The following is a 14,245-nucleotide window of genomic DNA, read 5'->3' as shown; positions in this document are numbered from 1 at the left end:
TAAGTAAGAATCGGCAATCGATGTAATAAAGAATATATAGAAGAACAAGGAGAATAAAGACCTTAGCGCCTAACCCCCACTAAATCGGAGATTTTGAAGGGGAATGCGGCGCTAATTTTTTGTTCAAGATGAATAACTGCCTGTGCTTTTCCGCAGATTCAAGAGATGCAAAAGACACTAGTCACTCGGAATGCAAACAAAAAAGCAATCACTTTGAACCAAGTGATTGCACAATTAAATATATGGGGACCAAAGGTTCTCTAATTCACCTTTGTAAGAAAAACTTATGTTTAAAAAAGTCAGCATATGTAACGGCTGCTAAATGAAAAAGAGCAGCCATAAATTACAGGCCACTCAAGCAAGGATAAAGAGAAATTCGGAGGCATGCTAAACCATTGTCTTAATCAGTATATGGCTTCTTATCTAAGCTGCTTGATTTGTTTGCCGTTAGTCATTTAAGTAATTTAAGGCACTTTGATCTGGGTGTTATTCCTATTTCAAAAGGTGTTTCGTTTACTCATATCCTGTTTTTAACTTAACCAGACTTTTTGTTTTTTTATGCACTGTACGATTTGATTTTTGGATTATAGCTTATGTTCACTGCAATAAACGCCCATTCTCCTTCTGCAGACTCAAGCGATATAAATATAAATGATCGTGCAGAACGCACAAAAAAAGCAATCACCTTCAACGAAGCGGTTGCTCAATTAAATGTATATATTAGCGGGAAAGTATAGAGGTAGGCTAATCGCCTTTGTACAATACAAGATATGCTTAACCAGGTCAAGTAATGTATACCTTGATTAACTTTAAATCTGCTTGGCATTTTTTCATTGTGGCAAGCAGCTAAGATTTTTACTGAGAAGTCGGGACCTTGCGTTTATCATCAAACAGATCCACTGTTAACTGCTTGTTAGAATCCACCTGTCCAAGAAAGACATCATTAATAGTAACTCCCTGCTTGTCTAACTCTGTTTTTAACCATCCTCTGTTTAAATTCATGGCTGACAGCGGCACATCGAGTATTTTTCCGTCCATAATGACTGTCTTTGGCTCTTTAGCTGGAGCTAATTTGATACCCAAGTCCTTTGCGGTTAGAGGCTTATTTTCTTTTTTAAGCAATACGCTTAAATCACTAGATGCTTCTAACACGGCAAATTCTACATCCGCTACTTGAAAGACATTTTTTTGTCGAAGTAATTCCAGCAATTCATCTGCTGTGTATCGTTCCTTTTTTAGATTCTCTTCCATGATCTTTCCATCTTCAATAAAAATAGTTCCTTTTCCTTCCATAAAATCACGGAATTTTTTGCTCTTTAACGAGAGTACCTCAGCTAAAAAGAAGATGACTGTAACAACAGCAATTGCCAGGATTCCATGTATAGCGGGTCCCTCAAGTCCCATTATCACTTCTGACGCAATGTCTCCGATCATAATACCTGAAACATATTCAAAAAAAGACAACTGGAAGATTTGTTTTTTGCCCAGTATTTTTGTCGCCACAAAAAGAACTATTAAATACATTAGGCTACGCACCGCGATTTCTAACCACTCTGGCACTGCTTTACACCTCCTACAAAAGAATTGCACTTTAAAGTGAATTTCTTCCTGCTCTGGTCCTCCAACTCGTCTCTTCAAATCGGTTATCATTTTACTGACTTTAATCATCGTTTCATGCTTGTACGCTTCGCTTTCTTACTCTGCGTTCGTGCTCTCAGTTCGATAAACTGGCTTCTACACCTTTTAAACTGAATAGCCTCCTCGACCAAGCAGGTCCAGCCACCGAGGACAAACGTTATCTATGCAATTCCTAACAATAGGTCTTTTTGTTTTCCTTTACTACTGAATTGCCTGATACGCCTACTGAACCAGCGTTAAGTACTTCCCTTCATTACTTAAAATTGCTGCACTACTTTCCATCCGTATGTTCTTTGATGGTTCTTAGTGTTTTAAATGCTAATAAATTCATTATTAATGTCTTTAGACGTGTAACCTTTCACTTGTAATATGATCTATTTTGATAAATTGAATACTGTCTTTTTCCTGACTAACTTCAGAATTTGAAGGAGCTGCGCGCATTAATAACTGAGCTTTAAGAGGCACTGCAGCAAGGTGATGAATAAAAAAGAAGCCCTGGACGCACATGCAACGGTTCCAAGGCTTTTTGTTATGCACTCTTGCTATATAATTTGATTTTTGGGTTGTAGCCATGTTCAACAGCAATAAGAGCCCCCGCGCTTCTTCTGCAGACTCGAGCGACGTAAACATACCCGTATATACCCGTGTGTCGTTTTCTCCCTTGAAGGCATTGAAGCCGATCTCTTTCGCTGCTTTTTCTGCCGCTTCTGGAAATCCGAATGTGCCTATATAGACACGGAATACGCCTGGCGTTCCGACAAGCAATTTCTTTTTAAGCAGCTCGTCGATCTTGGCCAGGGTTACTTCTCCTGCTACACCATCGATCGATCGTTAAGCCGGTACGGCGCTGCAAGATCCTGACGGCATTTGTTGTGCCTTTGCCATAAATACCATCGACGCCGTTTGTATCCAAGCCCAGCTTTGTGAGCTTTTCCTGCAGGGCAAGAATTTCTTCTTTGCTCATGACGTTGATCGGCGGTGCAGGTGCTATAGTCAGTGCCTTATCAGTGCCGTAACCTTTGTAATTGTATTGCAGGTGAGGAGCATCCCAGCCCCAGCGGTACCCGGATTCAAAGCCCAGCTTCTCAGCATATTGAATCGCCGCGTAAAAAGGGAATTTACCATAAGCCGCTTTAGCCCATTGTGCCTTGCCATCTTGGATTGGGACGAAATCCAAAGCTTGTCCCGTTAAGTGAAAACTTTTCAAGGTTTTTGAAGCGCCTTGGAAATATAGAAAAGGACGGTCCCTTTTGCTAATGCGCCATCTAAGCCCAGCACCTGGTCTGCAATATTGGCTGCAATAATCACGATGAACACGCCCACTTTCCTGGCATATCCATATAACGCTGTACGGCTGCGCAGACGCCCTTCTTTCCAGGCGCACATGATGCCTGTCACAATGTCACAGACCATCATTAAAAGCAGCAAATCAATAAATTGAGTGCCGCCAAACAAATAAATTTTTACTATCTCTAAACCTTCGCCACGGACTAACACATGAAATCCCTCCATTTTGTTGTCAGCTCCTTCCAGTGAGATGACCCCCTGCAGAATATTTTCTCTATAAAAAAATGCCGCCCGGAGGCGACACTTATCTTGCTATGCTTTTTATTTAATCGTCACGCCGCCTAAAACCAGTTGCATAGAAAGCGGTCCGGGGGCTGAAGATTGATATAAGTATTTTAGGTATTTACCTTTGATGAAAAAGCCCCTTGCATTGTTTTTGTATGCATATAATCCGACACTTTTTTCAACGCCCCGGTTTGGAAGTCGCCTATTATAAACGAGTTGTTAGTCATTGAATAGACTTCATTATCCGCTAGATTAAGCCCTAACTCGCCGCTAGATAAAGTCATATAACTAACTACAGCAGCCGGTAACGTACCCAGCTGCGTCTAGGAGCTCGAACCGGAAAGGACGTCATACACACGAATCGGATTTCCTTCGCCGTTTGTTTTGGAACAAAGAAAAAGCACCTTTTGGGTGCTTATAAAAAACGAAATTAAATTCATGTCATACGTATAACTTCTAATTTATCTTTACTTATATTCAATTTCTTGCTTAACGCCTTCTGGTCCTGATTCATAACGCCGTACGGCGTTCATTTTGTCTTCTATTGAAAACCTAACCATAAAAAATACACCTCCAATTGTTAGATGGTGTCTAACAATTGGGGTGCACTTCAGAGGATTAATTTTATCATCTTCGGTGAGAACACCCCCACTTCAAGCTTGCTAAGTGGGGGATGAATCGCTGCTCTTTCAGTCATTCTTTTTCCTTGAACGCACTATTGCTAAAATGGTATAATTAGGTATAGAACAAACGTTCAGGGGTGGGGAAAATGATGAAAACCAAAACAGATGAAACAAAGAACCTTCATTTTAAAGCCTTTCGGTTTAAAATCCATCCAAGTGACGAGCAAAAACAACTGATTAACCAAACGATCGGCTGCTGCCGGTTTGTCTACAATTATATATTAAATGAAAACATCAAGAGTTTCGAAAAAACAAAAAAACGGTATACAGAAACAGCCGCTAAAAAGCTCCTTCCTGGGCTAAAAGAAACGTTCAAATGGTTGTCTGTTTCTGACAGTATTGCTCTTCAGGCAAGCATCGAATATCAGTACGAAGGATTCAAAAAATATAAGGATCAGCCAAAAAAAGAATTGAAAAAGCGAGCCGCTAAAAAATGTGCAGAAGGCTATACGCCAACGGCGTATGATTTTAAAGGCCATCCGACATTCAAAAGTAAGAAAAACCCAGTCCAGAGCTATACGACCAAAATGACAAACAATAATATTAAAATTACAGACAACCGCATTCAGCTGCCGAAACTCGGCTGGATTCGTTTTTCCAAGTCCCGAAACATCGAAGGCGACATTAAGCGTGTCACGGTGCGCCGCAGCAGTACCGGCCGGTATTCTATTTCGGTCATTTGCGAGATGCCTTATTCCCCGTACAAACCAAGCACCAACGATGCCGTTGGCATTGATCTGGGATTAAAAGAGTTTGCCGTGCTCTCCAACGGTGAATCCATTGCCAACCCGAAATACTATCAAAAATACGAAAAGCGATTAGCCTTTCTTCAGCGTGCGTTTGCACGTAAAAAAGAAGGTTCGAAATCGTGGGGAAAAAATAAAGCCCAGATTGCTAAACTGCACGAAAAAATCAAACACACAAGAGAAGATTTTCTTCACAAGCTGACGACCAGGCTCGTTCATGAAAACCAAGTGATCGCAGTGGAGAATTTGTCAGTGAAGAATCTCGTCCAAAACAAAAAGCTAAGCAAGGGGATTCACGATGTGTCATGGTCGAGGTTCAACGAAATGCTCGCTTACAAAGCGAAGTGGTACGGACGGACGATCATAAAAGTCGATCCGTTCTTCCCATCAAGCCAGCTCTGCTCAAGATGCGGGCATCAGCATAAGGATGTAAAAAATCTCGCTGTACGGGTGTGGGAGTGTCCTTCCTGCGGCGTACATCACGACCGGGACCTGAATGCGAGCTTGAATATTAAAAAAGAAGCCCTTCGACTTCTTTCACTTCAGTCTAGTTAAGCTTGGTCATAAAACCGTTGGAATACGGGGTTAGCCTGATTACTGGGGGTCGAAGATCCCCTTGCCCAGGAATCCCCCACTTCAACCGTCAGGTAAGTGGGTGGTAGTTCAATTGAATAATTGATCTATTACATCTTTAGGATTTGCAAACCTTCTACCATCTGCTCTTATTGTAAGGTAAACAAATGGGTTTTCATAATTTTCTGTATTACGCATAGCAGCTTCAATCTCTTTTTGTAGCCTTATAATTTCTCGATCTGCTTCACCATCAGGAAGTCCATAGCCACTATGGGTAAAGTGATTATAGCTTGCGTAAATAGACCATTTTTGTTGTCCATTTTCTTCAATACTTATATTATTCTCTTGTCTTCTAATTAAAAATCCATGATTTTTATACTTTGCAGTTATTCCATCATTGGTTTTATTAACTTTAAAATCTTGTTCTTTAAAAAATTCAACTAATTCTTCAATGAATTCCTTTGTTAATTCAACTGCTTTTGGTTCTATATTTTTTTTAAATAACTCTTTATTTTTTTGCTTCAAATCACTTAATTCTTCTTTTAAATCTTCAATCTGTCTAATTTTTTTGAAATCCATTCAAATTCCCCCCTCTTACTTTTAATTTCGACAATTTTTGAAATTATTCTTCTATTTTCTTGAAAATAAAACAATATTTATCAAATAAATTATCTATAAAATTGTATGTTAAGAAACAAGAAAAAGACTTCTTCTCTTCTGGTTTTCAATTTTCCGCTCCGCTCGTTCTAAGTATGTCTGTACAGAAGATTTAGTAATCCCAAGTAATTTTGGCACAACCGCCTCAATTAGCTTCGGATCTAACGTATAAGTCCCTGTCCGATCTGCTCCACGCCGTGCCTCAGGATTCCGCCCCGACACCATCCATTGAATCGCAAATTGCATTTCGCTGATCATGCTGTTAATGAGCGTCTTATCTTGGAGGTTTTGCTCAGATATTTGTATGCGCCGCCACGGCCACGGCGAAGTGTTTTCATACTTGAGTTCATCAAGTAACGTAAATCCTGATCAGTAAACGTTTCTGTTCGTTTGGAAATCTTTTTCTCTGGTTTTTGTCTACTCTTTTTCGGAGCTGACATTGTATTCACTTCACGCCACAACTGCAGCTGCTCTTTCATTGTTTTCATCTTCACGCTCCTCTTTTGGCAAATAAAAAAGGACACCAAACAGCACACAAATTTTCGTATCTGTTCAGTGTCCTTCAGATGGCTGAGAGAACATTTATTCGCTTTTCTTATCTACTTGTGTATTAATAATGCCATTACTATAACTTATTTTTGGAGTTACTGATCCCATCGAGTCTTTTAGACTGTACAAATCGGTATTAGGTAACCATTCATAATCTTTTGAAGATAGATACAATCCTGCACTACCTGTAGATAGCTTCATGTAAGACTTCTTTTGCGCTTCTTCAAGTTGAGCTACTTTCTTTTCAAGAGATTTAATAGTACCTTCCTGAATTTCTTTATTTTTAGAAAGCCCTCTTATCTCTTGTTTAAATTCTTCAATGAGCTTATCTTGTTCCTTTTTATCTTCTTGAAGAGCTTTTAGATTAATTTTTGTCTCACGTATAGAACTCACTAATTCATCAGCACTACCAGCTATTCGGTTTAGAACTAGAAGCTGGTTATTCAATAATTCATTATCTAACTCATATGGATAGCGCAGCTGGTGATCTATTTCACTCCAGCCTTCTTCAAAAATTGTTCTCACTTGAATTTCAGCTATATTTTCCGTTTCTTTTACTTGTGTTTTTATTAAATAATGCCATGAACGATAGCCTGCCGGATGCTCTTTATAACCAAAGCTTTCAGCATCATTCTCTAATTTTTTATCTCTTAAATCGCCCTTTCTTTCATATTTAGTTGGAGTTTCCTCTAACTCCCACATTTCTCGAATAAGGTGATCAATTTGAAAAGCTTGATCCTTGTATAAATGAAGGACGCGTATACCGATTAAATCTGGTACTTCTTGTTTATAATTATTTAATGTAATTTGATACCCGTTTTCTGTTTCCTGTTTCCGAATTGTTTTTCTTATTATTTTTTCAAGCAAGTGTTCAGGACTTTTAATTCTTGATCTAACAGTGTGAACATCTGGATGCTCCCTTAAAATATCTGCAACAGTTCTAGAGATTTCCTCTAAGATAGGAATATTTCTCAAATGATCCTCGTATATAGACGAGAGTGCATCCCAGTTAATCGAAGCTTGTTGGAAGGCAGTTTGATCAATCTTATATTTTTTGAAAAACGCATTTTTTTCTAATTGGATAGTCATTTATATTCCCTCTGACCTATATTTTTCCTCACCCATAACATCTGTAATTTTGTAAATCCTTATTTAAAAATTCTTTTATTAATTTTAAGTAGTTACAGGCCCTTTTCGAATTTATTTTAGATTTGATAAAATGCACTATTTTCCACCCTTAAAATTCTTCTCCCTCTTCCCGCCTCATCCGCTTCACTTTCTGACAATCTTATATTCACCATGCATTGGCAGCTCCCTAACCTTAACCTTACCGTCACAAACCACTAAAACACATGTACCTGCTATTTCCATTATATCCAATTCCAGCTTCATTGTGGAAGGATCAATTATACAGCCCTTATCTGAACTTCCCCATACTATGTAAAAGTGGGAGGTGATAATTGTGAGCTGTGAAAACAATGGTGGATACGGATCTGGTTTTGCACTAATTGTTGTCTTGTTTATTCTTCTGATCATTATTGGGGCCTCTTATGTAAAAGGTGAATATAGTGGTGGATACTGTTAAGTGTCCAATACTGGTCTGCAAGAATTAATCTAGCTGCCTCCAGCTGCCTTCTTTAGCCCCTATTCGATGTAAAGTTGACTGTACTAAGTAAATACAGTCTTTTTTTATTTTTTGTATAAAATTTCTTGTGAGGGGTCATAATGGTACTGTTAATTCTAAGCCCAACTCCTGAAAACTTTTTGCTCTTCAGTCAGGCTCTCCTTGCCTGGCTGCTTTTTTATTTTGTCTGTATAAAACTTTCTGAACTTGTTCATACTGTTTGTTAACGTCGAGGGGGCTGGCCCTCCCAAGTTTACATTTCCCATTTCCAAAAAGCAGTCAGAGTCCCCTCTGGCTGTCTTTTTATGCAAATCCCCAACGCTTCTTTACTTCCTAGAGCCATCCAATCGCAAAGTTAGGATAACACTGATCATTATCTGTAGATTAAAGTAAGTCCGCCATTACCTTTGGTTTTCCTTTCGCTTCCTCTGCTGATTAGTCTTTAATATCCATAATGTCACATTCACATTCTTACAAAATAAAACTTATTTGTTTCAGCCAGACTTTTTTCTAAGCCCTGCATACCTAGCTATGATTAGTGCTCCCGTTAAACCAGCCAACATATCTGTCATCGTATCCTTATTGCTTTCTCCTTGCAAAAAACCTATAACAGCCCCGGCAAACTCAGCGCTTTCCCACAGAACACTGATCGTTACTGAAAATGATAAAGCAAACAAAAAGATCATCCATCGCGAAACTCCTCTTTGTAACCTCTTTGGCAGAAGAAACTTGTAAATCGCTGTGCCAATGAAGCCTGAAAAGGAACCTCCAAAGAAATGAAGCATTGTATCCCACCATAAAAAGCGATCATAAAATTTTAGGACGGCTCCCAAAAAAAGTGTGAAAAATAAGAAAAGATAGTAGCTGATAATCAAAGGCAGGTTAAAAGGATGCTTTTTTAAAAATAAAAGGAAAATAGGCAGCGCACTGCAAAAAATCATACCAAGTCCAGCCGGCCAGGTAGAGAAATTTCCATTTAACATGTCTCGAATCACCACTACTGTTACTAGGACAGCAAATGTAATACTTAGAAACAAAATAACTTTCTTTTTCAAGCCATCACCATCTAAAAAGTTTTTCTTAGTATGTCCTATAAAGGTCGTCTCAACTCGATAATTAGAGCAGCTGTCCCTTTATTCAACTTTTAGGCATCCTAAAGTAATAATTTTTTAAATAATTCCTTTGAAACAGCTCATGATATTACAGTCAGCTTTGAACCCACAATCACAGATGACACACTCTCTATGGCAGCCTAGCGCAAGCTTGGCTGCATTTTTATGCAAGCTCCCATCGCTTCTTCTCCTCCTGCAGCCACCCTATCGGCAAATGAGGATACAAGTTTACATTTTCCATTTCGAAAAAGCAGTCAGGTTCCCGCCTGGCCGTTTTTCGTTTTCACGTATATTCTATTTTTTAATGAAATACGCTTTATTAATGCTTATTTTCAGCAGATACCTCTGTTCACTATGCTAACTCTAAACCCGGGCGTATCCCGGGATTTTTTTATGCACACCCCCACCACTTCTTTGCCTCTTGCAGCTAGCCAGATGGCAACTGTGGATAGCGCGTAATAATGTTTCCTTCAGTTAAACCTTGTTTGAGATACCGCTCGTATCTTGCTTCTTTGCTCCTGTCAAGCAACAAGCCAATTTTCACAGTTTTTAGAAAGAGAACTGCATCACTCCCCTCCACTTTTTCATAAACAAAATCGTTTATTCTTCAAAAAATTGGGCAACTTAAAATTGCGATGTTTGTTTGTCTGGAGGTTTTCTCGTTATGACTTCAAATGAACTCTTTTTGTGGTTATTTTTAACGATTTTAGAACTCGTTCTTATCTTTCCAATTATTTTAAGAATGATAAAGTTACAAAGCTTTTCAGAATCAAAAAATAGATTTCCGGATAAGAACACTCGAAAGCTTGAAAAAAAAGATAAAGCATCTAATTAGGGTGCGTTTATATTTGTTTTACTACTCTCACGCTGCCACCCCATTATTCGATTTTCGGAACATATTATTAGTTTGATGAATTATATTTTACCATTTGTTATATAAATTGTTTCGCCATCATCTGAGAAGCTATCAATATAGCCGAGATACCAATGACGACCGATACCTGCTAAAACCCAATCGCCCACTTGCACAGCAGCCACCCCTCTTGTTCAGTTTTTTAAACGAACTACTAAGAAAGAGGAGAAAAATTTCGCTTAAAAAGAAATTATTTAAACCAGTTGCCGTGTCCCTTCTGTCTGTTTTATTGCTCGCTGGATCATTTATATCGGTATTTAACGATCTATCATCTCAAACTGCTGAAGCTGCTATCTGTCGTGTTGACCCGTTGGAACCCGCAAGAAGAAATCTGGCGTGCAATGTTTTTAATATAAACTCATATGAAACCTATCCCTCATTCAGCGGGGATACGTTTTACACAAATGAAAAAAAGAGAACTCTAAGCAGCTCCCTCTCTATAATTATTCAATTAACTGCTCAACTCAGAACTTAGCTCATTTACCTGACTTAAATACGTTATGATTCTTTGCTCTCTTGTTTCGTCGTAAAACAGCTGATTTCGATACCAAACAGAAAAGTCCATATCGTTCTTGCTGGAGTTGCATACGGTACATGCTGGAATAATATTTTTCTTGTCAAAGCTGCCGCCTTTTGAAAACGGAACAACGTGTTCAAAGGTTAATTTATTTCTTTTTCCGCAATACGCACACTTATTGCCAAAATGATGGACGGCTTTCTCCCATTCAGAATCTGTTAAAGAAAAATCCCCTCGCTCGCGGTGTCTTCTCTCCTGCGCCTCTTTTGCTCCATTCTGCATTCTCTTTTGCTTTGCTGCAGCATATTTGTATAACTCCTGAACGTCGATCAGTTCTTCGAAGCCGGTCAGCTTTTCCTTAGGATGGATCATGGAAATAAAATACGCCGCTTTTTCTCTTTCATGATTATCATTCGCTTCTAAGTACAGAACAACGAATACTTCAACCATTTGTTCAACGGTTGCAATCGCATTTTTTTCACCTAAGGTGGCATAATAATGACTGATGAACGACTTTTGCTTTTCCGTTAAGTTCATTTCACCTCACCTGCCTTTAAGTTATTTTTACAAATACGATTAGCACTTATTCGTTTTTTTAAATTCCCGCTTGAAAATGTATCTTTACCTGCATTAACACGGTATACAATCTCGGTTATGCCTGCATGATGAAACATCTCTATATGACCCCTCTGTGGCGAATCGCCGAAAAAAAGCATTCGGTAAAATGCTTTTTGTTTACTGCGTATATACTCAATAGGATTTGCAGACCAAAAAATGGATTCTATTTTCCGTTTTTAAAAAAATTCCCTTAAATAAAACTGCTGCTTAAATAAAAAAGCATACAAAAGAAACCTTATTCATCTTCTTCTGGCCCATACGGAAGCTCAATTGTCTTTTCAGTAAAATGTATCTTAAGGTTCAAGCCGTATCCTACTTGCAGAAAGTCCACCTCATCATCTTCATTCCGAACAATAACCTCTAAGTTGAAGTATCTAGAATATTATTAACTTTAAAATTTTTATCCCTGCGAAACCTGTCCCTTTATAAGACAGGTTTTTTCTTTTATAATATCTAAGAACGTATATTCTTATAAATAGACTTACCGGTCTGTAGCTCTCCCCTATGTCGGACAATTCGTGCTGACTAACTCAATATTTCCGCACTTCTTGTCCGAAGCTATAGCATTCGAAAGACGGTGATGTCATTCTTCTTATATAGCGTCTGTCCACGCAAAAAGGAGAAGAACATGACAACGAAATCAAAAAAATCGAAAAAAGAGCCGGAAGTTTCATTCTACACAAACAAAAAGGGTGAAAAGAAATGTCGGTTTCGTCATCGGTATTATGATTCGCTTGGATATCGTAAAGAAAAACCTGGCCAGGGCTTCTCTTCTGAAAATGCAGCCATTCAAGCTTTGCTGCAGGTTAAGACAGAGATCGCCAATGACAACGTTAAAAAAGTGGAAGCTGATCAATTAACGGTGGCCGAGTGGATGGACTAGTGGTATGAAACGCATAAAAACGATTGGAGAATTACATCTCAGATTCATCGAGAACAGATTATCCGAATGCACATAAAGCCGCTTCTCGGTAAGTATCGCCTTCAAAACTTGGAGAAAGCCACGTACAAACGCGTCTATATTAACAAATTATTAGAAACACACGAACCTGGTTCAGTCTAGTTATTCTACCGAATCTTTAAGATAGCAGTAAATGCAGCGGTCGATAATGAGATGCTTCCGCGTAACCGTTTTGCTAACGTAATAATTCCAGAGGTGGGTAAAAAATCTAAAGACAATCTTTTAACAGCTAATGAATTAAAAGTTTTTATCATCTTCGGCGAGAACACCCCCACTTCAAGCTTGCTAAGCGGGGGATGAATCGCTGCTCTTTTAGTCATTCTTTTCCCTTGAACGCTCTATTGTTAAAATGGTATAATTAGGTATAGAACAAATGTTCAGGGTGTGAGGAAAATGATAAAAACCAAAAAAGATGAAAAACAGAACCTTCATTTTAAAGCCTTTCGGTTTAAAATCCATCCAAGTGACGAGCAAAAACAACTGATTAACCAAACGATCGGCTGCTGCCGGTTTGTCTACAATTATATATTAAATGAAAACATCAAGAGTTTCGAAAAAACAAAAAAACGGTATACAGAAACAGCAGCTAAAAAGCTCCTTCCTGGGCTAAAAGAAACATTCAAATGGTTGTCTGGTTCTGACAGTATTGCTCTTCAGGCAAGCATCGAATATCAGTACGAAGGATTCAAAAAATATAAGGAACAGCCGAAAAAAGAATTAAAAAAACGAGCCGCTAAAAAATGTGCAGAAGGCTATACGCCAACGGCGTATGACTTTAAGGGCCATCCGACATTCAAAAGCAAGAAAAACCCGGTCCAAAGCTACGCAACCAAAATGACAAATCACAATATTAAAATCGTGGACAATCGCGTTCAGCTGCCGAAACTCGGCTGGATTCGTTTTTCAAAGTCCCGAAACATCGAAGGTGACATTAAGCGTGTCACCGTGCGCCGAAGCAGCACCGGCCGGTATTCTATTTCGGTCATTTGCGAGATGCCTTATTCCCCGTACAAACCAAGCACCAACGGTACCGTTGGCATTGACCTGGGATTAAAAGAGTTTGCCGTGCTCTCCAACGGTGAATCCATTGCCAACCCGAAATACTATCAAAAATACGAAAAGCGATTAGCCTTTCTTCAGCGTGCGTTTGCACGTAAAAAAGAAGGTTCGAAATCGTGGGAAAAAAATAAAGTCCAGATTGCTAAACTGCACGAAAAAATCAAACACACAAGAGAAGATTTTCTTCACAAGCTGACGACCAGGCTCGTTCATGAAAACCAAGTGATCGCAGTGGAGAATTTGTCCGTGAAGAATCTCGTCCAAAACAAAAAACTAAGCAAGGGGATTCACGATGCGTCATGGTCGAGGTTCAACGAAATGCTCGCTTACAAAGCGAAGTGGTACGGACGGACGATCATAAAAGTCGATCCGTTCTTCCCATCAAGCCAGCTCTGCTCAAGGTGCGGGCATCAGCATAAGGATGTAAAAAATCTCGCTGTACGGGTGTGGGAGTGTCCTTCCTGCGGCGTGCGTCACGACCGAGACATGAATGCGAGCCTGAATATTAAAAAAGAAGCCCTTCGGCTTCTTTCACTTCAGTCTATTTAAGCTTGGTCATAAAACCGTTGGAATACGGGGTTAGCCTGATTACTGGGGGTCGAAGATCCCCTTGCCCAGGAATCCCCCACTTCAACCGTCAGGTAAGTGGGCGGTAGTTCAATGTTGAAGCTAAACAGCTGAAGAACAAAACAAATTACATGATCATTCTTTTGCTGGCTTATACGGGGCTTCGTGTGGGTGGATCGATGGGCTTGACGTGGAATGATATTGATTTTGAGAAAAAAACGTTAACCGTCAACAAAACACGAGATAGACACGGAACGAGAGCACCCAAAACAAAGCGGAGTTACCGGACTATCTTAGTGGATGATTTTATTTTCATCTCACCTTTCAGTGGAGAACCAAGTATAGATAATGTCTTACAAACCTGCTTTCAGCGGATTTGTGGGAAAGCGGGTTTAAAACGAATTGCACCGCACGGTTTACACTATACTCACGCGACCCTTTTAATTAGCTAACGGA

15 protein-coding genes and 2 pseudogenes are annotated in these 14,245 nt (G+C 39.2%); 7 read left to right on the top strand and 10 right to left on the bottom strand.

Going from position 1 to position 14,245, the window contains the following annotated elements; translation table 11 throughout:
- Positions 1-804: 804 nt before the first annotated feature.
- The 4 genes and pseudogenes from M3221_RS22285 to M3221_RS22270 all read right to left on the bottom strand — a co-directional run.
- Positions 805-1,560: pseudogene (locus M3221_RS22285) on the bottom strand (DUF421 domain-containing protein); the annotation flags it as partial.
- Positions 1,561-1,980: 420 nt separating this feature from the next.
- On the bottom strand, positions 1,981-2,403 hold the full coding sequence (locus M3221_RS22280) for an SPOR domain-containing protein (RefSeq protein ID WP_251273857.1): 423 nt from the start codon (positions 2,401-2,403) through the stop codon (positions 1,981-1,983).
- Positions 2,404-2,410: 7 nt separating this feature from the next.
- A complete protein-coding gene (locus M3221_RS22275) occupies positions 2,411-2,845 on the bottom strand; it encodes a peptidoglycan-binding protein (protein WP_251273856.1) in 435 nt (144 codons plus the stop codon).
- Positions 2,842-3,150 carry a phage holin family protein gene (locus M3221_RS22270; RefSeq protein WP_251273854.1) on the bottom strand — a complete coding sequence of 103 codons (309 nt, stop codon included), beginning with the start codon at positions 3,148-3,150 and terminating at the stop codon, positions 2,842-2,844. Before M3221_RS22270 ends, M3221_RS22275 begins: the two co-directional genes overlap by 4 nt.
- Before the next feature lie 829 nt (positions 3,151-3,979).
- On the opposite strand from M3221_RS22270, the gene tnpB (M3221_RS22265) reads away from it, so the two are divergent.
- Complete coding sequence (gene tnpB, locus M3221_RS22265) at positions 3,980-5,194, top strand: IS200/IS605 family element RNA-guided endonuclease TnpB (protein ID WP_251273852.1); 1,215 nt, start codon at positions 3,980-3,982, stop codon at positions 5,192-5,194.
- Between the two features lie 108 nt (positions 5,195-5,302).
- Here the strand turns inward: tnpB (M3221_RS22265) and M3221_RS22260 are convergent, their stop codons facing one another.
- The 4 genes from M3221_RS22260 to M3221_RS22245 form a co-directional block, all read right to left on the bottom strand.
- On the bottom strand, positions 5,303-5,791 hold the full coding sequence (locus M3221_RS22260; protein WP_251273850.1) for a hypothetical protein: 489 nt from the start codon (positions 5,789-5,791) through the stop codon (positions 5,303-5,305).
- Positions 5,792-5,899: 108 nt separating this feature from the next.
- Positions 5,900-6,115, bottom strand: coding sequence for a hypothetical protein (locus M3221_RS22255; RefSeq protein ID WP_251273849.1), 216 nt, complete (start codon positions 6,113-6,115; stop codon positions 5,900-5,902).
- Between the two features lie 8 nt (positions 6,116-6,123).
- Positions 6,124-6,357 carry a hypothetical protein gene (locus M3221_RS22250; RefSeq protein ID WP_251273848.1) on the bottom strand — a complete coding sequence of 78 codons (234 nt, stop codon included), beginning with the start codon at positions 6,355-6,357 and terminating at the stop codon, positions 6,124-6,126.
- Between the two features lie 94 nt (positions 6,358-6,451).
- Positions 6,452-7,507, bottom strand: a complete 1,056-nt coding sequence (locus tag M3221_RS22245) for a RelA/SpoT domain-containing protein (protein ID WP_251273847.1) — start codon at positions 7,505-7,507, stop codon at positions 6,452-6,454.
- A gap of 373 nt (positions 7,508-7,880) precedes the next feature.
- On the opposite strand from M3221_RS22245, the gene M3221_RS22235 reads away from it, so the two are divergent.
- Positions 7,881-8,003, top strand: coding sequence for a YjcZ family sporulation protein (locus M3221_RS22235; protein WP_311316162.1), 123 nt, complete (start codon positions 7,881-7,883; stop codon positions 8,001-8,003).
- 533 nt (positions 8,004-8,536) lie between these two features.
- Here the strand turns inward: M3221_RS22235 and M3221_RS22230 are convergent.
- Entirely contained in the window at positions 8,537-9,097 is a 561-nt protein-coding gene (locus M3221_RS22230) for a DUF2238 domain-containing protein (RefSeq protein WP_251273845.1), read from the bottom strand.
- A 721-nt stretch (positions 9,098-9,818) separates the two neighbouring features.
- Here M3221_RS22230 and M3221_RS22225 point away from each other — a divergent pair.
- The gene (locus tag M3221_RS22225; RefSeq protein ID WP_251273844.1) at positions 9,819-9,989 is read left to right on the top strand and encodes a hypothetical protein; all 171 of its coding nucleotides are present in this window, start codon (positions 9,819-9,821) and stop codon (positions 9,987-9,989) included.
- Positions 9,990-10,518: 529 nt separating this feature from the next.
- On the opposite strand, the gene M3221_RS22220 is transcribed toward M3221_RS22225, so the two are convergent.
- Complete coding sequence (locus M3221_RS22220; RefSeq protein WP_251273843.1) at positions 10,519-11,121, bottom strand: HNH endonuclease; 603 nt, start codon at positions 11,119-11,121, stop codon at positions 10,519-10,521.
- 709 nt (positions 11,122-11,830) lie between these two features.
- Here M3221_RS22220 and M3221_RS22215 point away from each other — a divergent pair.
- The 4 genes and pseudogenes from M3221_RS22215 to M3221_RS22205 all read left to right on the top strand — a co-directional run bounded on the left by M3221_RS22215 (position 11,831) and on the right by M3221_RS22205 (position 14,241).
- Positions 11,831-12,085: an Arm DNA-binding domain-containing protein gene (locus M3221_RS22215; RefSeq protein ID WP_251273842.1), complete on the top strand. Its 255-nt coding sequence runs from the start codon at positions 11,831-11,833 to the stop codon at positions 12,083-12,085.
- 12 nt (positions 12,086-12,097) lie between these two features.
- A pseudogene (locus tag M3221_RS26915) lies at positions 12,098-12,265 on the top strand (tyrosine-type recombinase/integrase); the annotation flags it as partial.
- Positions 12,266-12,556: 291 nt separating this feature from the next.
- Entirely contained in the window at positions 12,557-13,771 is a 1,215-nt protein-coding gene (gene tnpB / locus M3221_RS22210) for an IS200/IS605 family element RNA-guided endonuclease TnpB (protein WP_251273841.1), read from the top strand.
- 149 nt (positions 13,772-13,920) lie between these two features.
- Positions 13,921-14,241: a site-specific integrase gene (locus tag M3221_RS22205; RefSeq protein WP_251273840.1), complete on the top strand. Its 321-nt coding sequence runs from the start codon at positions 13,921-13,923 to the stop codon at positions 14,239-14,241.
- Positions 14,242-14,245 lie beyond the last annotated feature (4 nt).

Source organism: Domibacillus indicus (genome assembly GCF_023715895.1).
Lineage (GTDB): Bacteria > Bacillota > Bacilli > Bacillales > Domibacillaceae > Domibacillus > Domibacillus indicus_A.
The sequence above is the reverse complement of the archived record's forward strand: the minus strand, read 5'-3'. Positions and strand labels throughout refer to the sequence as shown.